A 24,349-nucleotide genomic window follows, 5' to 3' on the forward strand; every position below is an offset into this window, starting at 1 on the left:
TTTGGACCGGCAAAATTGAGCGCTGCCAGGGATCGGGGCTGGAAATGACCTTATTGCAAAAGATCAACCGCGACGCCGAACGCTGGTTGCTACTGGTGTTCTACGTGATGCTTGTCGTTACCATGGCGATCGAGGTGCTGCGGCGCGAGGTATTTGCCTTTTCCTCGATCTGGGGCGAGGAAATCGTTCGCTACTCTTTCATCTATCTCGCCTGGATCGGCGCGGCGGCAGCGGTCAAGGAACGTGCTCATATCCGTATCGACGTGCTCATGCACTACATGGGTCAGCGTCCAAAGGCGGTTCTGTATATATTCGGCGATCTGGTGATGCTGGGTGTGGCAGTCATCGCACTCTACTGGTCCTATGAAGCCGTCCATGTCTCCGCCAAATTTGGTTCGGTCACGGATGGGCTGCGGGTGTCCAAGGTTTGGTTTCTGATGGCAGTCCCCACCGGGTTTGCGCTGATGATTTGGCGCCTCATTCAATCCTTGATGCGCGACTTCAAATCTCTTCGAGACGGCACACCCGTCTTCGAAGGTGACAAACTGTTTGACTGAGGAGAACTCGAATGCTTTGGAATTCCCTCAATCAAACGGTCGAGCTCGGCTGGGATTTTTATTTGCCCGTCATTCTGTTCGTTGGCCTGATCGCATTGGCCGTACCGGTATGGGCGGCGATCGGCACCGCCGCGATTGTCATGTTGGTCATGTCAGGGGATCTGCCGCTGAGCGCGGTTGGTGAAAGCCTGTTCACCGGAATAGACGCCTTTGCCTTAACAGCTGTCCCCCTTTTCATCCTGACCGGGGATGTTCTTGTAAGGACTGGGCTTAGTAAGAAATTCCTTGATGTCGCCGAGGCGCTGACCTGTTGGACGCGCGGAGGTTTCGGTTCGGCCACGGTGCTGGTTTGCGGGATGTTTGCCGCGATTTCGGGCTCTGATGCGGCGGGCGCTGCTGCGGTGGGGCGGATGACCATCGCACGCCTCGTCGAAAGCGGTTACCCGCGACCTTATGCCTGTGCGCTGGTGGCTGCGGGCGCCTGTACCGGCATCCTGATTCCACCTTCGATCGCCTACATCATCATCGGCCTCGTGTTGGGCATTTCAGCCTCGACCCTATTTCTTGCGGCGTTAATCCCCGGCCTAGCGATTTTGGTTTCGATCCTGATTACCAATATTATCATGAACCGGATCTATACCTATGAAACCGGGGGCAATATGGGACTGAGCGAATGGCTCGGTAACCTTGGTCATTCGCTAAAATCCGGTTGGTACGCCTTCATCGTGCCCGGGATTATCTTCTACGGAATTTTCTCTGGCCGCCTGACCCCGACAGAGGCCGGTGCGACCGCGGTTGTCGTCACCATCGTGATGGGCTTCATTTTGGGAACTCTGAAGCTATCCGACTTTCCTGCGATGCTGGTCAGTTCTGCCAAAGTGAACGGGGTAATCCTGCCAATCATCGCGTTCTCGGCCCCGCTGGCCGAAGCGCTGGCAATCATGGGAGTCCCTCAGGGGTTCGTGACGGCGGTGACTGGTTTGACTGATGATCCGATGCTGTTGATCCTGCTGATGATCTGTATTCTGATCGCCGCAGGCTGCGTCATGGAAACAACGCCCAATATTGTGATCCTGGCACCAATCCTGAAGCCACTGGCCGACAATATCGGAATGAATGAGATTCAGTTCTGCATCATGATGATCACCGCGCTGGGTGTGGGATTCATCACACCTCCGTTGGGATTGAACCTCTTTGTTGTCTCGGGCATCACGGGCGAGTCCATACTCAAGATTGCCGCGCGCGCTGTGCCGTTTGTGCTGACAATGTTGATTGTGGTGCTGTTGATTGCATATTTCCCACCGATCTCGACCACGCTGCTTCCCGATATCTATAAATAGGACTACCCGGTAATGACTCGCGAATATCTGAAAAAGGCTGATCTGACCCCAAAATCAGACGCGTCTGAGACCCACAAAATCGTGCAGGACATCCTGAACGATATCGAGAGTGGGGGTGACGCCAAAGCACTGGAATATGCCGCAAAGTTCGACAATTACGAGGGCAATGTACTTTTGACCCCGGAAGAGATCGAGGCGGCTTGCGCACTTGTACCGGAAAAGCTCAAGGCTGATATCCGCTTTTCACACAACAATGTGCGCCGGTTCGCCGAGCTGCAGAAAAGCACAGTGCATGATGTGCAGATCGAAATATCACCGGGTTTTATTACGGGTCAAAAGGCGATCCCGGTGGATGCTGCCGGCTGCTATGTGCCGGGTGGCCGTTATAGTCATATCGCCAGCGCCATCATGACCGTGACAACGGCCAAGGTGGCGGGTTGTAAGCACATTACGGCCTGCTCACCACCGCACCCTGGGGTAGGGGTTGCGCCTGCTATCATCTATGCGGCCCACATTTGCGGTGCAGATAAAATCATGGCGATGGGGGGCGTTCAGGGGGTTGCGGCAATGACCTTTGGCCTGTTTGGGCTGCCAAAGGCAAACATTCTTGTTGGCCCTGGCAACCAGTTTGTTGCCGAAGCCAAACGGATACTGTTTGGTCGCGTCGGTATCGATATGATCGCCGGACCGACCGACAGCCTGATCCTCGCCGATTCCACGGCGGACGCACAAATTGTGGCCACCGACTTGGTGAGTCAGGCCGAACACGGTTACAATTCTCCGGTCTGGCTGGTGACCGACAACCGTTCATTGGCGGAAGAGGTCATGCGATTGGTGCCAGCCTATATCAACGACTTGCCAGAGGTGAATCGTGAGAATGCAGCCGCAGCCTGGCGCGATTATGCCGAGGTCATTCTGTGTGCGGATCGGGAGGAAATGGCAGCCTGTTCCGACGAATATGCGCCCGAGCATTTGACGGTTCAGGCTGATGATCTGGACTGGTGGCTGGATCGGCTGACTTGCTACGGTTCGTTGTTTCTGGGCGAGGAAACTACGGTTTCCTACGGTGACAAAGCGGCGGGCACCAACCACGTGCTTCCGACTTCACGAGCGGCAAGCTACACTGGCGGCTTGTCGGTTCATAAATACATGAAGATCGTGACTTGGCAGCGATCCACACGGGACGGCTCAAAGCCGGTCGCTGAAGCCACCGCCCGAATTGCGCGACTTGAGGGCATGGAGGGCCATGCGCGTGCCGCTGACGTTAGATTGGCGAAGTATTTCCCGGATGAAACCTTTGACCTGACCGCGAATGGCTGACCCACGCGCATTGTTTGACCTAACCGGACGAACCGTTTGCGTCACCGGTGCCAGTTCAGGGCTGGGAAGACAGGCGGCCACTACGCTTGCGGCGGCGGGGGCGCGGGTTGTGGCCGTGGCACGCAGGGCAGAAGCTTTGCAGAGCCTCTGTGCGGAAATTGGTGCGGACGCTGCCTATGTGCAGTCGGATGTGGCAAACAAAAGTCAGACAAAGGCATTGGTCGCAGAGATTTCGCGGCCCTTCGGCGCCCCGGATATTCTAGTACATGCCGCCGGGATAAACACCCGGCAGCCAGCAGATGAGGTCACGGTTGCCGAATGGGATAGAACTCTGGCGCTGAACCTATCTGCGCCGTTTTTTCTGAGTCAGGCAATCGTACCGGCAATGAGGCAGCGAGGTTGGGGACGAATTGTTAACTTCGCCTCGCTGCAATCCTTCCGCGCTTTCCCCGGTGGCATCGCCTATGGGGCAAGCAAGGGTGGGGTCGGTCAGCTGACCCGCGCGATGGCAGAGGCTTGGTCTGGCTTCGGGATCACCGCAAACGCGATTGGGCCGGGGTTCTTTCCAACCGAGCTCACACAAGCTGTGTTCAGCGACGAGCATCGTGCAGCGGGCAATGCGGCGCAAACCTGCATTGGCCGCAATGGTCGGCTTGAAGACATCGACGGGCCGCTGCTGTTTCTGTGTTCCGAGGCATCTGCCTATGTCACGGGTCAAATCCTGATGGTTGACGGGGGATTTACGGCGAAATGAAAGCCCTGGTTTACGAAGGTAATGAAACGCTCGGTTTCCATGATGTGCCCATGCCGGTCGCTCAGGCAGGAGAGCATCTGATCCGCATCCAAGCCTCTGGCATCTGCGGATCCGACATGCATGCCTATCTGGGGCATGACGCACGCCGCCCTGCGCCCCTTATCCTGGGACATGAAGCGGCCGGTGTTGTTACTGGTGGGCCCCGCGATGGCCAGCGTGTGACCATAAATCCTCTGGTCAACTGTGGTTCTTGCTCTGCTTGCGCGTCAGGTCGGGAAAACCTCTGTCCCAACCGCCAGATCATCTCGATGCCCCCGCGCGAAGGCGCGTTTGCTCAATTTGTGGCCATCCCGGATCGCAATTTGGTTCCGGTGCCGGATGACGTGCCCTTGGAAAAGGCTGCGTTGACGGAACCTTTGGCGGTCAGTTGGCATGCTGTGCGTCTTGCGCTGCAAACGTTGAGCCCGGGAATGGACCGTCGCGCCCTGGTCATTGGTGGAGGGGCCATCGGACTTGCGGCGGCTCTTGCCTTGCGCGCAATGGGTTTGACTGACGTGATCGTTCAGGAACCCAACCCCGAGCGTCGGGCTTATCTGTCCGAGCGTTGCGGCCAGCAGACCGTCGATGTGTTTCAAGGCACTGTGCCACTGGTTGTAGATGCGGTCGGAATTGCAGCTACACGCGCAACGGCCTCTGCAGTTGCATTGCCTGGGGGGGTGATTGCACATGTTGGGCTGGGCGAGGATGCTGGAGGTCTGGATATCCGCCGCATGACGCTGCAGGAAATCACGTTCATCGGCACCTATACCTACACTGCACAGGATTTCCGAGATACTGCACGCGCGATCTTCGATGGTTGCCTCGGCCCGCTGGATTGGCCCGAGTTGCGCCCTTTATCTGACGGTGCTACCGCCTTTCAGGACCTGCGTTCTGGTTTGGTGGCTGCGCCCAAGATAATCCTCGATCCCTGGGTATAAGACACCTGCCCAAGAATAAGGAGAGCACACATGTACGACAGAGTTCTAGTCCCCATGGCGCTGGATCACGGCGTTTCCGGCACAACCCTCACCGCCGCCAAAACCTTATGCAATCCGGGCGGACAGATCACCGCGCTGCATGTCTATGAGGCGCCACACAGTTCTGTCAGCGCGTATCTCGATGAAGAGGCCGTGCGCAGCGCTTGGGATAAAGCCCAGCAGAGGTTGGCAGAGAAAACGGCCAGCCATGGTGATGTGACAACCGAAATGGTCAAGGGACGTTCCTATCGCGCCATTCTTGAATTCGCTGAAAAACATGATGTGGACTGTATCGTTGTCGGCTCGCACAAACCGGGCCTCAGCGACTTTTTCCTTGGCAGCACCGCTGCGCGCGTGATCCGACACGCACCTTGTGCGGTTCATGTCTGTCGCACATCCTAGCTTTAGAAACTGACACGCCAAATCGCGCAATGCGCCCTAAACAGGACAGATACTCCGGATATGGACATAGACAAAAAGATAACAGACGACCTGGTTGCGAACGATATCTCGTTTGTGACCACCGTTCCATGCAAGCAACTTGCAGGCGTAATCGAACATATCGATGCGCGAGATGGGATTTTCCATATCCCGTCGAACAAAGAAGACGAGGGCATGGGCCTGTGTGCCGGAGCATGGATGGGTGGAAAACGCCCGGCGATCATCATGCAAAACACGGCCATCGGTGTAACCATCAACACGCTGGCGACTTTGATTCAGTATTATCGGATGCCACTGCCTATACTGATTTCATATCGCGGAGAGCTGCGTGAACCGATTGCCTGTCAAGTCGAAATGGCCGTCCATAGCAAGGCCCTTTTGGCTCAGCTCAACATACCGACTTATCATTTCCACCATCAGTCCGATGTCGAAGAACTGGACGCGATCCTGAAATATACGTTCATGTGCAATAAGCCGGTCGCGATCTTGACCGATGCCAACTTCTGGGGAGGCTATGGCGACCAATGATCCGTTCTGAAATTCTCAAGGAAATCGCTCCGATCCTGCGTGATCAACTGGTTGTCTGCAACATCGGCATTCCCAGTCAGGAACTGCACGCCATCGACGACCAACCGTCAAATTTTTATATGCTGGGAACCATGGGATTGGCCTCTTCAATCGGGTTGGGATTAGCGTTGTCTCAACCCAAACCGGTGATCGTGATTGATGGTGATGGCTCGATCCTGACCAATCTGGGTACTTTGCCAACCATCGCGAATAATGTGGCGGACAACTACATCCTGTTGATTGTGGACAACGGTTCCTACGGGTCGACGGGGGACCAGCCGACGTATGCGGGTCAAAAAACCTCGCTTACGAAGATGGCCGAGGCCGCGGGATGTGAACGTGTGATTGAGTGCGCGGCCGAAGAAACAGGTCGTGTCCTGCAAGAGGCCCTAGATGCGAAGCAGATGACCATCATTGTCAGCAAGTGCGAAAGCGGCAATGCCAAGATGCCACCGATTACAATGGACCCGGTGGTCATTCGTGACCGCTTTATGAAGGCCGTTCAGGCCTGATGGCCGCCAGCACCATTCATTCGGCCGAGGACGCGCGACGCCTGGCGCGTCGCAGGCTGCCTTGGATGGTGTTTGACTATATCGACGGCGCTGCCGGACAGGAATCCGGGGCGGCACGAAACCGTGCTGCCTTGGATGCCATTACTCTGCGTCCGCGTATCTTGAAGGATGTGAGCCAGCGATCGCTGTCGGCGCAGATTTTAGAACAACAATCAGATCGGCCTTTTGGGATTGCCCCGATGGGGATGTGCAACCTTTCAGCTCCTGGCGCTGATCTGATGCTGGCGCGTTTGGCAGCACACAACCGTGTGCCTCATGTCGTATCCACAGTTGCGTCTACCTCAATGGAAGAGATCATTGCCGAAGCCGAAGGCAATGCCTGGTTTCAGCTTTATTTCAGTGGAGACGGCTCAGGCACGTTCAAACTGGTCGAGCGGGCGAAATTCGCAGGTTATGACGTTCTGGTTCTGACCGTAGATGTGCCCGAGGTTGGTCGGCGTCCACGCGAATTGCGCCATGGGTTCAAGATGCCGTTTCGTATCGGACCGCGCCAGTTCCTCGACTTTGCTCTGCACCCTCGGTGGTCGTTGACCACCTTGTTCAAGGGTCGCCCTGTGATGGCGAATTTCGATGCGGAAGGTTACGATTTTGACCGAACTGAAAGCCGCGCGCGTTCCGATTGGGATACGCTGAGCCGGTTACGCGATGCCTGGCCGGGAAAACTGGTGATAAAAGGCGTATTGGATGTCGAGGATGCCCGAACACTTGTGTCGGCAGGGGTGGATGCAATTCAGGTCTCCAGCCATGGCGCAAGGCAGCTGGACTCTGCACCTGCACCCATCGAAAAGCTGCCAGAAATCCGTGATGCGCTTGGGCCGGACTTCCCGATTTTTTATGATAGCGGCATCAGATCCGGCGAAGATATCCTCAAGGCTCTGACAGTCGGAGCGGATTTTGTCTTTGTGGGACGAATACTGCAATATGCCATCGCCGCTGCCGGAGAGCCGGGTCTAGAACAACTTTGGGATGTTCTCAGCGACGAATTGAGCATTGCTATGGCGCAGACTGGGCTGACGACATTGGACGATGTCGGTCTGCGCGAATAGCGATAGTGCGCGTGGGTTGTCCGGATCCGGCTTCCTAAAGCATTGAAAGTGTATGGAAATGGTAGCCCGTAGGGGAATCGAACCCCTCTTTCCAGGTTGAAAACCTGGCGTCCTAACCGATAGACGAACGGGCCATTTAGACCAAACAAACGAAATGGTAGCCCGTAGGGGAATCGAACCCCTCTTTCCAGGTTGAAAACCTGGCGTCCTAACCGATAGACGAACGGGCCACGTTGGCTTGTGGAGGGCCTTTTACGGTTTACCTTCCCCCCCCGCAAGACGAAAAACGCAAGGCTACGAAACTTTTTTGACTGGTTGCAGGGCGTGTTGAAAAAGGTGTCAGACGGCTTCTGCCGCATCCTCCAGTCGCAGTTGCACGCTCTGCCGACCGCCCCAGGAATTGACCTCAAGCCGACCTGCGAAATGGAAGCGGGCACCGCCATGATTTGACAGGCGATCCCCCAGCGGACCATCGAACGCACCAAAGGCGATGGCATCCAGTCCGCCGGACATGCCATCCGATAGTGACAGTTTCAGATGTGTTTCGCCCACACGCTTGGCAAATCGCACCTGCAGATCGGGCAGAGCATAGCGTGGGGCAGGGGCACCGGCTCCGAACGGGCCTGCCTTTTCGATCTGCTCGATCAGGTCGACTGTTGCGGCGCCAGGCATCAGTGCCCCGTCCAGTTTCAGATCGGCAGGGCCTGCTTGCCCCGCACCCTGCTTGGCCAGCAGTTCCGACAGGCGCGCCATGGCGGGCTCTAACTGATCCCGCATCACCGTCAGACCTGCCGCCATCTTGTGTCCACCACCTTTGACCAGCAACCCTTCGGCTGCCAGACGCTGGATCGACGCGCCCAGGTCAACGCCCGAGACGGAACGGCCCGACCCTTTGCCCTCATCTCCATCAAACCCGATCACGATCGCGGGCCGGTTTGCGGCCTCTTTCAGCCGCGATGCAACGATGCCTACGACACCGGGATGCCATCCCTCACCAGCAGCCCACACCAACGGCGCATCAAGCCCGCGTTCTTCCGCCTGCGCCAGTGCTGCAGCGCGCACTGCGTTCTCGATCTCACGCCGCTCCGAGTTCAGGGCATTCAGTCGCTCGGATAGGGCTTTGGCCTCGGTCACCGAGTCGGTGCTCAGCAATCGCGCGCCCAAATCGGCCTGACCGATGCGCCCACCTGCATTCACACGCGGCCCTAGCAAAAACCCTAGGTGATAGCTGTTGGGCGCAGTATCCATGCGGGCCACGTCCGACAACGCCACCAGCCCTGGCCGTTGCCGCTGGGCCATCACCTTCAGCCCTTGCCGCACCAAGGCCCGGTTGGCCTCAATCAGTGGCGCGACATCGGCCACCGTAGCCAGCGCCACAAGATCCAGCATGGCCATCAGATCCGGCCCTTTGACGCCGGCCTCGCGGAGTTGGCGGCCCGCCTCGACCAGCATCAGAAACACCACCGCAGCCGCGCAGAAATAGCCCAGATCACCGCTTTCATCCTGCCGGTTCGGGTTCACCACTGCGACGCAATCCGGCAGGGTTTCTCCACCCAAATGATGATCCAGAACAATTACATCAGCACCCTTTGCCGCCGCGATAGGTTCATGGCTAAGTGTTCCGCAATCCACGCAAATGATCAGATCATGGCTAACTGCCAATTCCTGCATCGCCGGCACATTTGGTCCATAGCCCTCATCAATCCGGTCGGGCACATAGAGCGTTGCGGCTATTCCCATCTGGCGCAGCCACACCAGCAGTAGTGCAGCCGAACTGCCCCCATCCACATCATAATCGGCAAACACTGCGATTTTTTGACGATTGCGCACCGCTTCAAGAAACCGCGAAGCGGCAAGCTCCATGTCCTTTATCGAACGCGGATCAGGCAGCAGTTCTTTCAGCTTTGGCTCCAGAAAGCCCGAGGCCTCCATCACCGGAACACCGCGTCGCGCCAGCACCTGACAAACGGCACGTGGCAATTCGGTTTGCTGCGCCATCATCTCAGCCGACCGCTCGACCTCTATCCCAGGTCCAACCCAACGCCGACCGGTCAACGATTGCTCTACACCCAGAAACGCCACATCTCACCTCATGCGCCAAGGCCGGACCCCTTCGGACCCGGCCTCTTCATCCTTTTGATACTCTCGCCGAAGGCAGCGGCGCAAGCCGCTAAGCGCCGGTATGTGGCCACATAGGCGTACGATAAGACATGCGCCGAACAGAACCGGTCTTTGACCGCATCAGCAGCGTCGTTGTCTCAACCCAGCCCGGTTCCCGCTTGATGCGTGGCAGCAGAGAGCCCCCGGTCACGCCAGTGGCAGCGAAGATGACATCTGCGGTCACCATCTCGTCGCGGGCATACACGCGGTCCAGATCGGTGATGCCTGCCTTGGCGGCGCGGCCGCGTTCGTCATCGTTGCGGAACAACAGGCGGCCAAAAATCTGACCCCCCATGCATTTCAGCGCAGCAGCAGCCAGAACACCTTCGGGCGCGCCGCCTTGGCCCATATACATGTCGATCCCGGTCACTTCGCTTTCGGCGCAGTGCATGACGCCAGCGACGTCACCATCGGTGATCAGGCGGATAGAGGCACCGGTATCGCGCACTTCAGCAATCATTGCTTCGTGACGAGGGCGCTCCAAGATGCACACGGTGATATCTGCAGGCTCACACCCTTTGGCTTTGGCCAGAGCCTCAACACGCTCACGCGGGCTCATGTCCAGATTGACAACGCCTTCAGGATAGCCGGGACCAACGGCCAGTTTGTCCATATACACATCAGGCGCGTGCAGCATCGAGCCGCGCGGTCCCATGGCGATCACCGTCAAGGCGTTTGGCATATCCTTGGCTGTCAGCGTGGTGCCTTCCAGCGGGTCCAGCGCAATGTCCACGCCCGGCCCATTGCCAGTACCAACCTCTTCGCCGATATACAGCATCGGTGCTTCATCGCGCTCGCCCTCACCAATGACGACGACACCCTCGATGTCCAGAAGGTTCAATTGCTCACGCATCGCGTTTACCGCGGCCTGATCGGCGGCTTTTTCGTCTCCACGTCCGACCAACGAGGCGGATGCAAGCGCGGCCTGTTCCGCCACCCGCGCAAGGCCCAGAGACAGAAGGCGGTCGTTAAAATCGATCTTGGCAGCACTCATATGTTCGTATCCTCAGGTCAATAAAGCCGTAATTACCGGCATAGCTTGCGTTTCATGCAGGTCGCAAGCTCAAACCTCTTCAATGCGCAAGGCGACAGGCTCACCCGCGATAACATCCGTTTCGCGCAAGCCTTCAAGCGCGACGTCAAGGGTTGCGCGTGTCGTCTTATGGGTGACGATCAACACGGGCGCGGTGCTTTCGGCATGCCCATACTGGCGCATCCGGTCAATCGAGACGCCAGCATCGCCCAGAATAGAGGCAACCTTGGCCAGCGCGCCTGGTTTATCCTGCAGGCCCAGCCGCAGATAGTAGGGCGCAGGCAGGCCAGTAACGGCAGGCTTTGCCTCTTGCAGCGATGCGGCAGGGCGGCCAAATGTCGGGATGTGCAATCCGCGTGCAAGATCGCAGACATCGCCCATCACAGCGCTTGCGGTGGGCCCTTCGCCCGCACCCGGGCCACGCAGAACAATCTGCTCAACCGCATCGCCATCCAGCACGACCATGTTGGTTCCACCTTCCAGCTGACCCAACGGAGAGTCACTCGGCACCAGACAGGGTTGCATACGCTGCTCTAGTCCCCGGGCAGTGCGCTGAGCCACACCCAACAGCTTGATCCGGTATCCCATGTCGTGAGCCTGATGGATGTCATCCAGGCTGATCTGTTGAATGCCTTCAATCTCAATCCCGACGAAATTCGGCTTGGTGCCGAAGGCAATCGATGACAGCAGCGCCAATTTATGCGCCGCATCGATGCCACCAACGTCCAGATTGGGATCGGCTTCTAGATACCCAAGCTGCGCGCATTCCTCGAAAAGAGCGTTGTAGCCCAACTCCTGCGATTGCATCCGGGTCAGGATGTAGTTGCAGGTGCCGTTCATCACACCCATGACGCGTGTGATCTCATTACCAGCCAGCCCTTCGGTCAGAGACTTGATCACCGGGATACCACCCGCGACGGCTGCCTCGAACCGAATGACGCGGCCTGCAGCTTCGGCCTTTTCCGCCAAGTCCTGTCCATGGATGGCCAGCAGCGCCTTGTTGGCAGTGACAACATCTTTTCCACTGGCCAATGCCGCCTCGACAGAGGCTTTTGCGGGACCGTTCTCACCGCCCATCAGTTCAACAAAAACATCGACGTCGTCACGTTTTGCCAAGGAAACCGGATCGGTCTCCCACGCGTAGTCGGATAGGTTTACGCCGCGATCCTTTTTGGTATCGCGCGCCGAAACTGCGGTGATCTGAACGGGGCGCCCGGTGCGCGTTTGCAAAAGATCGGCATGCCGGCGTACGATTTTGACCACTCCCACTCCGACAGTTCCCAGACCGGCAATTCCAAGCCTCAGCGCCTGTGTCATTCCCTTGGGTCCTTTCTGCTCGCAATGCCGCCCGCGATGGCGAAGTGTCCTTTGCGGGCTGCCTTAGCGGGTTAAGGGCAAGGGTGCAATCCGTCTAATCTTTCGGAGGCTTAGGCGCAGCCAAAATCCTAGTTAATCTCGGCATTTTGCAACGCCTCGGCTTTTTTCGCCAAGGCTTCGCCGCGCGTCGACAGATCCTCTTCAACCTCTTCCGCTTCGCTGACGGGATCGGTGGGGGCACCGAGGGCCGTATCCAATGCAATGAGTTTGGGATAGGGGGCCTTGCGCAATGCGGCGGTTTCGCTGCCTTCCAACTCGGGGATATTCGCGCAACTCGCAGTGGCGAGCACAAGAAATATCGACGGCAAAAGCTTCATCGCAGACCTTTGGGTTGCAGAGTTTTTCATGTGATGCACCTTTTACCGCGCTGGTTCAAGCGGGGTTCTATCTGAACAACCGTTCATATAGGATAAGGTCATGGCACGTACACAAGGCTCTCATTCAGACATCACCGGCCCTCGCATTCGCGAGGCAGCGTTGGGGTTGTTTGCCCGCCACGGCTATGCCGCTGTATCGATGCGACAGATCGCGGGAGAGGTGGGGGTGCAGGCCGGAGCCCTGTATAATTATACCCCTGATAAACAAAGCCTGTTGTTCCGTCTTATGCGCGATCATATGCAGGATTTGTTGGCTGCATATGAAGAGCTTGAGCAGTTTGACGACCCACAAGATGCGCTGCACCAGTTTGTCGGGTTCCACATCCGTTTTCACCTTCAGCGCCCGGATGAAGTATTTATCGCCTATATGGAACTGCGCAATCTGACGCCCGAAAATTTCACCGAAATTGAAGCGCTGCGCCGCCGCTACGAAGACTCGCTGGAGAGTATCTTGCGCATAGGACAGCAATCGGACCAATTCTCGGTTACCGATACCAAAATCGCCACTTTGGCGGTGATCGCCATGCTCAACGGCGTGATCACCTGGTACCGCAGCGGCGGGCGATTGTCGTTGGATGAGGTTGAACAGGTCTATTGGGATATGGTGCGCAAGGCCGTCACCGCCTGACCGGCCCTCAATGTGCCGGGCGGATGAATGTGCCGTTGCGCAATTCACGAAAGGCCTGCTGCAATTCGGCCTGCGTGTTCATGACGATCGGTCCATGCCATGCGACAGGTTCATTAATCGGAGCCCCAGAGATCAGAAGAAATCGCACACCATCGGGCCCGGCCTGAACGGTGATTTCATCCCCTGTTCCAAACCGAACCAATGTCCGGTCTCCAGACATGTCGCGGATATTGACCTCTTGCCCGGCGATTTCCTTTTCCAAAAGCACTCCGGAGGGGCGGGAGGCATCCGCGAAGGCAGCGCTCCCTTCAAAGATATAGGCGAAGGCACGACGATAGGTATCTATTGGAAAGGTCTTTTTCACGCCCGCCGGTATACTGATATCCAGATATTGCGGATCTGCAGCGATCCCGTCGACAGGACCCGTACGGCCCCAGAATGTGCCGACTATTACCCGGACCGCCGTACCATCGTCTTCGATAATCTCGGGAATATCGGTACTTTGGACGTCCTGATAGCGCGGGGCAGTCATCTTTTGATCCGATGGAAGATTGCCCCATAGTTGAAAACCATGCATCTGGCCGCTGTCCGAGCCTTTGGGCATTTCCTGATGCAGAATACCAGACCCGGCCGTCATCCATTGAACGTCTCCTGCACCCAAAGTGCCGCTATTACCCAGCGAGTCACTGTGTTCAACTGAACCGGACAGGACATAGGTGATCGTTTCGATGCCGCGATGTGGATGCCATGGAAAACCGGCCACAAAATCTTGCGGGTTGTCGTTCCGAAAGTCATCAAACAACAGATAAGGGTCCAGTTCCGACGGGTCTTGAAACCCGAATGCGCGATGAAGTTTGACACCTGCGCCTTCCATTGTTGGAACCGAAGTGCGCGTCTCAAGGATCGGTCTGAGGGACATTTTAGCCTCCTGATTGCTTAGCCGCAATTTATGGCCAGTCCCGGCGTAATCAATTTGCGCAGGAACACGCGGTCTGTGCGATCACGCTCAGACCAGCGACATGGGTGTTGTTCTTTGCATATCAAACCAGCTAGAGCAGACGAGTAACGGGGAGAGTGACATGCAAGACGAAGTTCTGGCCTCTATTCAGGCCTCATCCGCGCGCCGATGGACCGGAGTAGGGATGTTGGCCACGGTCGGAGCGCTGGTGATTTATGTCGCGATAGCATCGCCTCCGGATCTTGGTTGGCAGATATTCCTGTTTGTTGTGGGAATTGGGGCTTTCTGGCTGTCGCATCACATGTGGCATTCGACTCAGGACAGGATCGAACTGACCTCTACCGATTTACGCACCAGCTCGGGGCAGGTGATTTGCAAAGTGGAAGAAGTCGAAACCGTCGACCGAGGTGTATTTGCGTTCAAACCATCGAATGGATTTATTATCAAAACCCGCACGGCAGGATCGTTTGACTGGTTTCCAGGCCTTTGGTGGCGTGTCGGGCGCCGCATTGGTATCGGCGGAATGACGGCCGCCGCCGAAACCAAGTTCATGTCCGAGATACTGACCGGACTGCTTGCCGAAAGGTCGTAGCTAGACGACGCAGGATGGATCAGTATTGACGATATTGTCGAATACGCGCGGATGAGTGAACACAAGGTTGTTCATGTCAAATTCGGCGAATTCGAATGCGATATAGAATGGCGGCCGATATGTGTTCCGGGTTTCGACCACGATCATCGATCCATTGTCAGGCATCGCGGGTAGCCGAGGCTTAATGTCGTCAATGTCTGCGTTTGACCATTTCGGCAGGCCTGTGCCACGAACGCAGGACCACAGTACATTATGGATGTCGTTCTCGGCATCAAATGTAAGATAGGTCATCCGCAACGTCACTGGTGCGCGTGTATCGACCAAGGTCTCCAAAAGATCATACATCGTGTTTACATAGGCTTCAGTCACATTGCCGTCTTCGCGTGAAACCACGTCGGCGACCGCATAGGCACCTTTGATGTTGCGAGAGCTTTGGCGATAGGCATCATAGTAGGTATATGATGCGAGCATCGACCAATAAAGCAACGGCAGTATTAGCATGGCTTCAACCGACATGATGCCGTCTTCCCGGTGCCGGAAGCGACGAACGGCTCTTGCAATTGCGCCTTTGATTGAGAAATTAGCCGCCGGCATCTGCTACGTCCTCCGGTTCAGAAGTGCCACCTCCAGCGGGAGTACTTGATGAGCCTCCAAATGGTTCATGAACAAACACAGAAGTGGCATGTACCTCCCATTGCCCGTCATTGTCTTGCCTTACCAGGTCGTTCATCATGGAAAAGCCAAAGGTAGGAGAGACTTCGAGGCAAGCCCGAATAATCATCATTTCATTCGAGGTTCCCAATTCAAACGCTACATCTTCAGGCTTTCTGACCGTCGCCGGTGTATCGACGCAATAAGGTCTCGGATCCAATTCGTTACCAACGCGCGGGTCGATGGATTTCATTTCGAGTGCGAGATTTTCAGAACAGTCGGAAATGATCGCGTTCTCGCATACCATTTTCTTCAGAAGGGCGTGATCCCACTCGTCTTCCCCAGGCGGTAGCCGATTCAGTCGAACTTCCCTGATCGTCATGTCCAATGACCGCTCAAGGTCGGCGTGCCGGAATGAGATCAATCCTAGGTCCATGCCAGAATAGCCAACATAGAAAAAGAAAGGGAACCAGAACATGAATTCGATGCTCGAGGATGCACCATCCTCATTGCGCCAGAACCTTTGCGCCCGTTTCCGAAACGACATGATCATTGGGTCAGCCTCAGGTTTTGAATCGATGTGCTGATTGAATCGAAGACGCGCTCGATCTGGGTGCCAGTTGCTTCGTAGTAGCGGGCAGGTTTGATCGCGCAGTCTTTCAGCATCTGCTTGACGCCGTAGGGGGCTTCGAAAGCGATCGAGAAAATTATGACCTTTTCTTTCTCAGCTTCTACGCAAAGATCGACAACCCGTGGATTTTTGGTTGAAGGGCCGATTTCGGTGGTCGACGCAGCCGCGAATTCATTGCCACGGGTCCAGCCGTAGGCATGGCGGAACATATTCCGGATCGCGTTTTTCTCCGTATGTGCCCAGACATCAGGCCATTCTAGTTCTGCTGGCGACGAACCGCTTTCGTTGAAATCGCGATCATTCGATCTGTCGATATCGTAACAGGTGCCATTGTAGTAATCCCGGCAACGATATCGTTTGTAGGTACCATTTCCGTGCGCATGATCCTGGAACTTGTCACGTGTCCAGTATCCGCCGGTACTATTATCCCATATGGTGGTATTTACATTTGGCCAAGCCCAACGCCCATTTTGATCATCATAGATGGAATAAGTCTGTGCACTTTCGTTCCAATAAATATTGGAGCCACCCTCGTTATAAGGTGAGTTTACCTTGTGCTGATAGGTGTTTTCCCCATCCGTCATCAGCACGAGAACCTTAAGGGTGTCTGTCGTGGTGTTCGGTGCGGGCCGAATGGCGAACGAGTCTGGGATTTCAGAGCTGTCTGCAATCTGGGCAATCAATGGCTGAATACTGTCATCAAGCAAGGTCAAGCCCCACTTCAATCCAAGATCGATCGAAGTCCAGCCACTTGCGACCAGATTATCAATCTGGTCCTTCAAAATATCCGGGTCATTCTGGATAACGGTCATTTCCCGTTGGTCGGTCGCGGATTCAAGCCGGCAGATGTTACTGGATACCAAAGTATCACTGAATCTTCTGTCGTTTGTGCCGCTGTCCTTGAAGTGTAAGGTCTGAGGAATGTAATCCCCTTTCCTAATGATATTCCCGCCATCATCGACGATATCGTAATAGTTGAAATTGGTTGTCGTGAAGTCCGAGGCTTGGAAGTCGATGCAATTTGCAACTTCGTTGGCACCGATCGTATTCAATGCATCCATAAGATAGTCAGGCACCGAGACCTGTTCGGAATAGGGTACGATCGAAATTGACAATCTACCTTCTTCTGACTTAAGAACCATTTCATCAATAAAGTCGTTCGCGGCCTTCTGAAGGTTGGTCAGCTTTGTTCCGCGCATTGAGCCTGACACATCCAAAACCAACGAGATTTCAACGTTACCAATCGATTCTTCGGCAACGCTGGTCGCGGTTGAATCGATATGATCGACACCACTCCACTTCATAAAGTGGGTCTCGATGCTCATGTCAGCACTGGCTACAACCTTGCGCTTGCCTTCAAGCTCGGCGATCTGTTCAACAGAGCCATCCGCATTTGTCTTACATGTCTCGGGTTCGACTTCGATATTACTGATAATATCAGAGTTGAAGCCTTCCTTGGTAATGTAATCGTTGACGACAACACGGGGGCAAAGCTCCTGATCCAGGTCCGCTGCTGCCAAAACGGCGCGATCAAGGGCATATTGCAGTCGCACCCTTTCCCGATCGTAACGCATGATATCGACGGCAAATCCGGCAACGGTGAAGACAATCATTACCAAGAAGAGCGCAAGGATCGTCATCGTGCCTTCTGTTTCAGATGCAAATTGCCGCAAACGTCGGACGCACCTGTTTTCTCGGCACAAAAAGTTAAACAATTCTTTTAAATCATAATTGCGCATAGTGAATTCCTCTGTCGACAGGGCGCACCAATGCCAGCGGTTTGCAGCGCTAATTAATTATACAGGGATCGTGGCGAGAATTAGGCGTGATCGTCACTATGCTGCTCGTTTTTAACGGTTTTCAACTTTATTCGTGGCGTTTTTGCTGTCTTTGTTTCCCGCCTCGGGACAATCGCGCGCAGGTGATCGATGGTCGACTCACTTCGAACACGCCAATTGGCCTTTCGCAAATTGCTTAAAATAAGTGCAGTTACTGATTGCGGTAAATTACAAGCAGTGCGACAAAACGTCATGACGTTTGTCATTTGCCAGTACGGAGGATTGTATGACCGGCATTATAGAACCCAGCTTTCGTGAGAGTGTTGATCTGATGTTCAACAGAGCTGCGTCTCTGATGGACCTGCCGCCCGGACTGGAAGAAAAGATCAGGGTATGTAACGCCACCTACACAGTCAGGTTCGGAGTTCGGCTGAGAGGGCAGATTCACACATTCACCGGATACCGCTCGGTTCATTCAGAACATATGGAGCCCGTCAAAGGTGGTATTCGCTATGCCCTCGCGGTGAACCAAGACGAGGTCGAGGCGCTCGCGGCTCTGATGACCTACAAATGCGCTCTGGTCGAAGCGCCATTTGGGGGGTCTAAAGGCGGGTTGTGTATCGATCCGCGCCAATATGAAGAACACGAGCTAGAGCAGATCACCCGCCGTTTCGCCTATGAATTGGCTAAACGCGATCTGATCAACCCGTCTCAGAACGTCCCCGCGCCCGACATGGGGACAGGCGAACGCGAAATGGCGTGGATGGCCGACCAGTATGCCCGAATGAACACGACAGATATCAACGCGCGCGCCTGTGTGACGGGTAAACCGCTGAACGCTGGGGGTATCGCAGGTAGGGTCGAAGCGACTGGCCGTGGCATTCAATATGCGTTGCGCGAATTCTTCCGGAATCCGGAAGATGTCAAAAAGGCTGGTATGACAGGCAAATTGGACGGCAAGCGAGTTGTTGTGCAGGGCTTGGGCAATGTGGGCTACCACGCGGCAAAATTCCTCAGTGAAGAAGACGGATCGCGCGTGATTGGCATCATCGAATGGGATGGCGCATTATACAATCCCGATGGCATTGATGTTGAAGCGGTGCGTCAGTGGATCGTTAAGCATGGCGGCGTGAAAGACTATCCGGATGCGACGCATTCAGCCGAGGGCGGTGCAGTGCTTGAATCCGAATGCGATATCCTGATCCCGGCCGCACTAGAAGGGGTGATTAACCTGTCTAATGCAGAACGGATCAAAGCGCCGCTGATTGTCGAGGCTGCAAACGGTCCGGTCACAGCGGGCGCGGATGAAATCCTGCGAAATAAAGGTACAGTCATTATCCCCGATATGTATGCAAATGCGGGCGGTGTTACAGTATCCTATTTTGAGTGGGTGAAGAACCTTAGCCATATCCGCTTTGGCCGCATGCAGCGCCGCCAGGAAGAAGCGCGCCATGAACTGATCGTCAGCGAGCTTGAACGGCTGGATCGATACCTGGGTGATGCCTGGTCGATGTCGCCGAACTTCAAGGCCAAATACCTCAAGGGTGCTGACGAGTTGGAGCTGGTGCGCTCAGGCCTCGATGACACAATGCGCATCGCCTATCAGGCTATGAGCGAGGTTTGGCATGACCGCGCTGATGTCGATGACCTGCGCACCGCAGCTTATATTGTGGCGATTGATCGGGTCTCAAAAAGCTATCGGGCAAAAGGACTCTGAGCACTCAGGCAATCGAATTTATGAAAGCGGCCGCCCCATGGGTGGCCGCTTTTCACGATTTGACCTATTTCGGTTTCGCACAAGGGTCGATCGATATGCCGTCGGTCGTTCTGGATTTGGACCGGGACAGCGTTTATGTCGATGTTCAAAATACCTCGGGTACTACGCTTTTTCAGAAGAAACTCTGATACGCCTCCATATGACCGCACGTGAGTGTTGAAACATCTGCGAAGGGTCTGGGCCTAATGCTGCGCTGGCAGGGTATGCAGCTTTTGTTAGTCGCCTGACGCTTCGACTGTGGCACAAATTGAAATCGGCGATGGAAGGTGTTGCTGTGCAGCGTTAAGCTGCGCCAAAGGAAACGAATCCGGGAGAACCCCATGTTGCGTATTGCCATTGTCGCGGCCTTGCTGGCCTCACCCTTGGCTGCTCAGGAGACTAAAGAGCAAAGTTGCAAGTATCAGGCAGATGTCGTGGCTGCGGTACAGAAGGCACGTCTGGACCGGGTCAAGGAACGCGACGTGGCGCAGGCAGTAGCAGACAGCGGTCCGACATGGCCCGAGAACTACAATGCGGCGATTCCGTTGATCACGCCTTGGGTGTACGAACAAAAAATGCGCGACGTGCGCAAAAAAGATCTCGGTGCCGCTTGGCTGGAGTTGTGTTTACAGCAATAATCCACAGACAGATCATTTCTCTGTGGACAACCGCGCGCCATCCCCTTGGCGCGCGTTTTCATTTCTGGCAGGTTTGACCCATGTCTTTGCCCCCCGGATTTCTGGATGAACTGCGCACGCGCCTCAGCCTGTCTCAGGTTGTTGGGCGTAAGGTCATGTGGGACCAGCGCAAATCCAATCAGGGCAAGGGGGATATGTGGGCGCCATGCCCGTTTCACCACGAAAAGACCGCCTCATTCCACGTCGATGATCAGAAGGGATTCTATTACTGCTTTGGGTGCCATGCCAAAGGCGATGCTATCAGCTTTGTGAAAGAGACCGAGAATGTCTCGTTCATCGAAGCGGTCGAGATTCTGGCGCGTGAAGCGGGGATGCCGATGCCTGCGCGCGATCCGAAAGCGCAGGAGAAACAGGACAGACGCTCGCAACTCGCCGACGTCATGGAGCAAGCGGTTCAGTTCTTTCGCTTGCAACTCAAGACCGGGGCAGGGGCCGAGGCGCGCGATTACCTGACCCGCCGAGGGCTGGATGCGCAGGCGTTGGATCGATGGGAGATCGGGTTTGCCCCCGACGGCTGGCAGGCGCTGTGGGATCATCTAACCGGCAAGAATGTAGCCGATGAATTGATCCTTGCTGCAGGTCTGGCCAAACCGTCCAACAAGGGCAAAAAACCTTATGACACGTTTCGAAACCGCATCATGTATCCAATCCGCGACGCACGCGGGCGATGCATTGCCTTCGGCGGTCGGGCGATGGACCTGAATGACAATGCGAAATACCTAAATTCGCCCGAGACCGATTTGTTCGATAAAGGCCGCAGCCTATATAACCACGGTCCTGCGAGACAGGCGGCTGGGAAGGGGCAGCCCCTGATCGTTGCCGAGGGTTACATGGACGTAATCGCGCTGGCCGAAGCGGGCTTTGGCGCGTCGGTGGCGCCATTAGGAACAGCGATCACCGAACATCAACTACAGTTGCTCTGGCGTGTTTCAGATGAACCGATCATTGCCTTGGATGGTGACACAGCGGGCCTGCGCGCCGCGATGCGGGCGATTGACCTGGCCCTGCCGTTGCTGGAGGCAGGCAAATCCTTGCGATTTGCACTCATGCCCGAAGGCAAGGACCCAGACGATCTTCTGCGTGCCGAAGGGCCGAGGGCGGTGCAAGCCGTCCTGGAAGGGGCCATTCCGATGGTCAAGCTGCTGTGGCAACGTGAGACGGAAGGCAAGGTGTTCGACAGCCCTGAACGGAAGGCGGCGTTGGATAAATCTCTGCGTGAGAAGATCAAGCTGATCCGCGACCCCTCGATCCGATCGCATTACGGGCGGGAAATTAAGGATCTGCGCTGGCAATTATTTCGTCCTCAGAGACAATCGCAAAATCGAACGTGGCAGCCGCGCGGAAAATGGCAGGCGCAACCCCAGCCTGCCACGCCCGGTGCGCGCGCATCGTTTCTGGCGTCGTCCGAGAACGCAGACATCCAATTGCGCGAAGCGGCCATTCTCGCAATTTCTATTCTAAATCCGCAAGTTGTAATTCAATTCGAACACCAGTTGGAAGAAATGGATTGTTACGATCCCGATCACGCAGCTTTGCGCGGGGCGATCTTGCGCCATGCGATTGACGATCCGGACAATCTGCAAGAACACATCGTACAAACTTTGGGGCCGGAACCCCTTGAAAACCTTCTGGCCCTTCGCCATGTCGCAGTGATCCCCTGTGTGTACAAACCAGGCGACGTTGAAAAGGCCCAGATGACGCTGGCCGAGGAACTCGCAAAGATCAAAGCGCTCCGGGGGTTGGATGCTGAGATTGCCGAAGCGGCGGAGGAATTGTCTGATCTGGCCGATGAGGCGCTGACATATCGGCTGGCGCAAGCCGCCGAAGAGCGCAACCGAACTAGCCGCAGCCAGAACGAAGACAGGGCCGTTTTCGACATCGCCGACAATGGTGCGCGAATCAACCGTGACGAGAAAGACGCGTTTGAAGCGATCATGTCGGGTATCAATTTTGAGCGGAAACGCCGGTAAAGTGGTGTTTTCGTAAGGCACTGGAAAAGAAAAACAGGTAAACGGGTGGCCGAATCACTTCTACGCGCTAATGATTCGGTCAAAACGAATCACCCATCCCTGCAGGAGCATTGAATGGCCGCCAAGGATACGAACGAAGACCGCAAATCCGACGAGCAGGAACAGGAGATCTCGCTTGATATGAGCCAGGCAGCGGTCAAGAAAATGATCGCCGAAGCCCGTGAGAAAGGTTACATCACCTACGACCAGCTTAATCAGGTATTGCCGCCTGATCAGGTCAGCTCGGAACAGATCGAAGACGTTATGTCGATGCTGTCCGAGATGGGCATCAACATCATCGAAGATGAAGAGGCCGAGGAAGAGGAGAACAAAGGTTCGACCGAACTGGTCACGACCGAAGGCCCACGCGAAGTTGCGCTGGCTGGTGCCGCTACCGAAAAGCTGGATCGTACTGATGACCCCGTACGCATGTATCTGCGCGAGATGGGATCGGTCGAACTGCTTAGCCGCGAGGGCGAGATTGCCATTGCCAAACGGATCGAGGCTGGTCGGAATACTATGATCGCCGGCCTGTGCGAAAGCCCGCTGACCTTTCAGGCGATCACGATCTGGCACGACGAATTATTGAGCGAAGACATTCTGTTGCGTGACGTTATTGATCTTGAAACAACGTTCGGCAACCAGTTGGATGAAGATGGCGACGTACAGGAGCCGGTCGTTGACACATCGTCGGTTCAGGCAGCCAAACCCGCCAAGGATGAAGGCCCAGAGCTGGATGCCGATGGCAACCCGATTGCCAACGACGACGACGATGACGAAGACGATCAGGCCAATATGTCGCTTGCTGCGATGGAAGCAGCGCTTAAGGATCAGGTTCTGACTACGCTAGAGCGGATTTCCAGCGACTTTGCGATGCTCTCCGAAATGCAGGATAGCCGAATTTCGGCCACTCTGAATGAAGACGGATCGTTCAGCGAAAAAGACGAAGAGACCTATCAGAAGCTACGCGCGGAAATTGTTGAGCTGGTGAATGGTCTACACCTGCACAACAACCGTATCGAAGCGCTGATCGACCAGCTTTATGGCATCAACCGCCGGGTCATGTCGCTGGACAGCTCGATGGTGAAACTGGCCGACCAGGCCCGTATCAACCGTCGTGAATTCATCGACGCCTATCGCGGGCGTGAACTGGATCCGAACTGGCTGGCCGAGATGGCCGAAAAGCCTGGCCGGGGTTGGCAGATGTTCATTGAACGCTCGACCGCTAAAGTCGAGGAACTGCGCAACGACATGGCTCAGGTCGGTCAGTATGTCGGTCTAGATATCCCTGAATTCCGCCGCATCGTGCAGCAGGTTCAGAAAGGCGAGAAAGAGGCGCGGCAGGCCAAGAAAGAAATGGTTGAAGCCAACTTGCGTCTGGTAATCTCGATTGCCAAAAAGTACACGAACCGCGGCCTGCAATTCCTTGATCTTATTCAGGAAGGCAACATCGGCCTTATGAAAGCGGTGGATAAGTTCGAATACCGCCGTGGTTATAAGTTCTCGACCTATGCGACCTGGTGGATCCGTCAGGCGATCACGCGGTCCATCGCGGATCAGGCGCGCACCATCCGTATTCCGGTACATATGATCGAGACGATCAACAAACTGGTTCGGACCGGTCGCCAGATGCTGCACGAGATCGGTCGCGAGCCGACTCCGGAAGAACTGGCAGAAAAGCTGCAAATGCCGCTCGAGAAAGTTCGAAAGGTGATGAAAATCGCCAAGGAGCCGATCAGCCTCGAAACGCCCATCGGCGACGAAGAAGACAGCCAGCTTGGCGATTTCATTGAGGACAAGAATGCCGTGCTGCCGCTCGACAGCGCGATTCAGGAGAACCTCAAGGAAACCACGACCCGGGTTCTGGCCTCACTCACGCCGCGCGAGGAACGGGTACTGCGGATGCGGTTTGGTATCGGCATGAACACTGACCACACACTGGAAGAGGTGGGTCAGCAGTTCAGTGTTACCCGCGAACGTATTCGCCAGATCGAGGCGAAAGCGCTGCGAAAGCTAAAGCATCCCAGCCGATCGCGGAAGCTTCGGTCCTTCCTGGATCAATAGGTCAAAGGCGCCCACGAGGCGCCT

24 protein-coding genes and 2 tRNA genes are annotated in these 24,349 nt (G+C 55.6%); 16 read left to right on the plus strand and 10 right to left on the minus strand.

From position 1 onward, the window contains the following. The first annotated feature begins 44 nt into the window (after nt 1-44). From ACR0JR_RS07865 to ACR0JR_RS07905, 9 genes are read left to right on the plus strand one after another with little or no spacing between them, the layout of a single operon-like run. Nucleotides 45-557: a TRAP transporter small permease gene (locus ACR0JR_RS07865; RefSeq protein ID WP_480455691.1), complete on the plus strand. Its 513-nt coding sequence runs from the start codon at nt 45-47 to the stop codon at nt 555-557. 11 nt (nt 558-568) lie between these two features. Then, complete coding sequence (locus ACR0JR_RS07870) at nt 569-1,897, plus strand: TRAP transporter large permease (RefSeq protein ID WP_170472449.1); 1,329 nt, start codon at nt 569-571, stop codon at nt 1,895-1,897. 12 nt (nt 1,898-1,909) lie between these two features. Continuing rightward, complete coding sequence (hisD, locus tag ACR0JR_RS07875) at nt 1,910-3,217, plus strand: histidinol dehydrogenase (protein ID WP_170779759.1); 1,308 nt, start codon at nt 1,910-1,912, stop codon at nt 3,215-3,217. Continuing rightward, on the plus strand, nt 3,210-3,971 hold the full coding sequence (locus tag ACR0JR_RS07880) for an SDR family NAD(P)-dependent oxidoreductase (protein WP_480455693.1): 762 nt from the start codon (nt 3,210-3,212) through the stop codon (nt 3,969-3,971). The genes hisD and ACR0JR_RS07880 overlap by 8 nt, the downstream gene beginning before the upstream one ends. Next, nucleotides 3,968-4,948, plus strand: a complete 981-nt coding sequence (locus tag ACR0JR_RS07885) for an alcohol dehydrogenase catalytic domain-containing protein (RefSeq protein WP_480455694.1) — start codon at nt 3,968-3,970, stop codon at nt 4,946-4,948. The genes ACR0JR_RS07880 and ACR0JR_RS07885 overlap by 4 nt, the downstream gene beginning before the upstream one ends. Before the next feature lie 30 nt (nt 4,949-4,978). Beyond that, nucleotides 4,979-5,389: a universal stress protein gene (locus tag ACR0JR_RS07890; protein ID WP_260022698.1), complete on the plus strand. Its 411-nt coding sequence runs from the start codon at nt 4,979-4,981 to the stop codon at nt 5,387-5,389. A 60-nt stretch (nt 5,390-5,449) separates the two neighbouring features. Beyond that, nucleotides 5,450-5,956, plus strand: a complete 507-nt coding sequence (locus ACR0JR_RS07895) for a sulfopyruvate decarboxylase subunit alpha (protein WP_480455695.1) — start codon at nt 5,450-5,452, stop codon at nt 5,954-5,956. Next, nucleotides 5,953-6,507, plus strand: a complete 555-nt coding sequence (comE, locus tag ACR0JR_RS07900) for a sulfopyruvate decarboxylase subunit beta (RefSeq protein WP_010441978.1) — start codon at nt 5,953-5,955, stop codon at nt 6,505-6,507. Before ACR0JR_RS07895 ends, comE begins: the two co-directional genes overlap by 4 nt. Further along, entirely contained in the window at nt 6,507-7,613 is a 1,107-nt protein-coding gene (locus tag ACR0JR_RS07905; RefSeq protein WP_480455697.1) for an alpha-hydroxy acid oxidase, read from the plus strand. Before comE ends, ACR0JR_RS07905 begins: the two co-directional genes overlap by 1 nt. Nucleotides 7,614-7,672: 59 nt before the next feature. Here the strand turns inward: ACR0JR_RS07905 and ACR0JR_RS07910 are convergent. From ACR0JR_RS07910 to ACR0JR_RS07935, 6 genes are all read right to left on the minus strand, one after another. Further along, nucleotides 7,673-7,747 (minus strand) — tRNA-Glu (locus ACR0JR_RS07910). Nucleotides 7,748-7,768: 21 nt separating this feature from the next. Next, nucleotides 7,769-7,843, minus strand: a tRNA-Glu gene (locus tag ACR0JR_RS07915). A gap of 109 nt (nt 7,844-7,952) precedes the next feature. Then, entirely contained in the window at nt 7,953-9,695 is a 1,743-nt protein-coding gene (gene recJ, locus ACR0JR_RS07920) for a single-stranded-DNA-specific exonuclease RecJ (protein ID WP_480455698.1), read from the minus strand. A gap of 88 nt (nt 9,696-9,783) precedes the next feature. Continuing rightward, on the minus strand, nt 9,784-10,767 hold the full coding sequence (gene glpX, locus ACR0JR_RS07925; RefSeq protein WP_170779773.1) for a class II fructose-bisphosphatase: 984 nt from the start codon (nt 10,765-10,767) through the stop codon (nt 9,784-9,786). Nucleotides 10,768-10,836: 69 nt separating this feature from the next. Next, entirely contained in the window at nt 10,837-12,123 is a 1,287-nt protein-coding gene (locus tag ACR0JR_RS07930) for a homoserine dehydrogenase (RefSeq protein ID WP_480455700.1), read from the minus strand. Nucleotides 12,124-12,251: 128 nt separating this feature from the next. Continuing rightward, nucleotides 12,252-12,530: a hypothetical protein gene (locus ACR0JR_RS07935; RefSeq protein WP_480455701.1), complete on the minus strand. Its 279-nt coding sequence runs from the start codon at nt 12,528-12,530 to the stop codon at nt 12,252-12,254. A gap of 70 nt (nt 12,531-12,600) precedes the next feature. On the opposite strand from ACR0JR_RS07935, the gene ACR0JR_RS07940 reads away from it, so the two are divergent. Beyond that, nucleotides 12,601-13,188 carry a TetR/AcrR family transcriptional regulator gene (locus ACR0JR_RS07940; protein ID WP_480455702.1) on the plus strand — a complete coding sequence of 196 codons (588 nt, stop codon included), beginning with the start codon at nt 12,601-12,603 and terminating at the stop codon, nt 13,186-13,188. A 7-nt stretch (nt 13,189-13,195) separates the two neighbouring features. Here the strand turns inward: ACR0JR_RS07940 and ACR0JR_RS07945 are convergent, their stop codons facing one another. Next, a complete protein-coding gene (locus tag ACR0JR_RS07945) occupies nt 13,196-14,107 on the minus strand; it encodes a pirin family protein (protein ID WP_260022692.1) in 912 nt (303 codons plus the stop codon). Between the two features lie 160 nt (nt 14,108-14,267). Here ACR0JR_RS07945 and ACR0JR_RS07950 point away from each other — a divergent pair, with 160 nt between their 5' ends. After that, a complete protein-coding gene (locus ACR0JR_RS07950; RefSeq protein ID WP_260022691.1) occupies nt 14,268-14,738 on the plus strand; it encodes a hypothetical protein in 471 nt (156 codons plus the stop codon). Here the strand turns inward: ACR0JR_RS07950 and ACR0JR_RS07955 are convergent, their stop codons facing one another. The 3 genes from ACR0JR_RS07955 to ACR0JR_RS07965 form a co-directional block, all read right to left on the minus strand. Next, nucleotides 14,739-15,332 carry a TadE/TadG family type IV pilus assembly protein gene (locus ACR0JR_RS07955; protein ID WP_480455703.1) on the minus strand — a complete coding sequence of 198 codons (594 nt, stop codon included), beginning with the start codon at nt 15,330-15,332 and terminating at the stop codon, nt 14,739-14,741. Continuing rightward, a complete protein-coding gene (locus ACR0JR_RS07960; protein ID WP_480455704.1) occupies nt 15,319-15,771 on the minus strand; it encodes a TadE/TadG family type IV pilus assembly protein in 453 nt (150 codons plus the stop codon). The genes ACR0JR_RS07955 and ACR0JR_RS07960 overlap by 14 nt, the downstream gene beginning before the upstream one ends. A gap of 167 nt (nt 15,772-15,938) precedes the next feature. Beyond that, nucleotides 15,939-17,759, minus strand: coding sequence for a VWA domain-containing protein (locus ACR0JR_RS07965; RefSeq protein ID WP_170779786.1), 1,821 nt, complete (start codon nt 17,757-17,759; stop codon nt 15,939-15,941). A gap of 325 nt (nt 17,760-18,084) precedes the next feature. Here ACR0JR_RS07965 and ACR0JR_RS07970 point away from each other — a divergent pair, with 325 nt between their 5' ends. The 5 genes from ACR0JR_RS07970 to rpoD all read left to right on the plus strand — a co-directional run bounded on the left by ACR0JR_RS07970 (nt 18,085) and on the right by rpoD (nt 24,325). Next, on the plus strand, nt 18,085-19,515 hold the full coding sequence (locus ACR0JR_RS07970; RefSeq protein WP_480455705.1) for a Glu/Leu/Phe/Val family dehydrogenase: 1,431 nt from the start codon (nt 18,085-18,087) through the stop codon (nt 19,513-19,515). A gap of 20 nt (nt 19,516-19,535) precedes the next feature. After that, a complete protein-coding gene (locus ACR0JR_RS07975) occupies nt 19,536-19,703 on the plus strand; it encodes a hypothetical protein (protein ID WP_260022681.1) in 168 nt (55 codons plus the stop codon). Between the two features lie 192 nt (nt 19,704-19,895). Beyond that, complete coding sequence (locus ACR0JR_RS07980) at nt 19,896-20,192, plus strand: hypothetical protein (RefSeq protein WP_010441991.1); 297 nt, start codon at nt 19,896-19,898, stop codon at nt 20,190-20,192. A gap of 80 nt (nt 20,193-20,272) precedes the next feature. Further along, nucleotides 20,273-22,222 (plus strand): DNA primase, encoded by a 1,950-nt coding sequence (gene dnaG, locus ACR0JR_RS07985; protein WP_480455707.1) that lies wholly within the window; start codon nt 20,273-20,275, stop codon nt 22,220-22,222. Between the two features lie 114 nt (nt 22,223-22,336). After that, nucleotides 22,337-24,325, plus strand: coding sequence for an RNA polymerase sigma factor RpoD (gene rpoD, locus ACR0JR_RS07990; RefSeq protein ID WP_010441993.1), 1,989 nt, complete (start codon nt 22,337-22,339; stop codon nt 24,323-24,325). The last annotated feature ends 24 nt before the right edge of the window (nt 24,326-24,349 follow it).

The organism is Ruegeria sp. AA3, assembly GCF_056542905.1.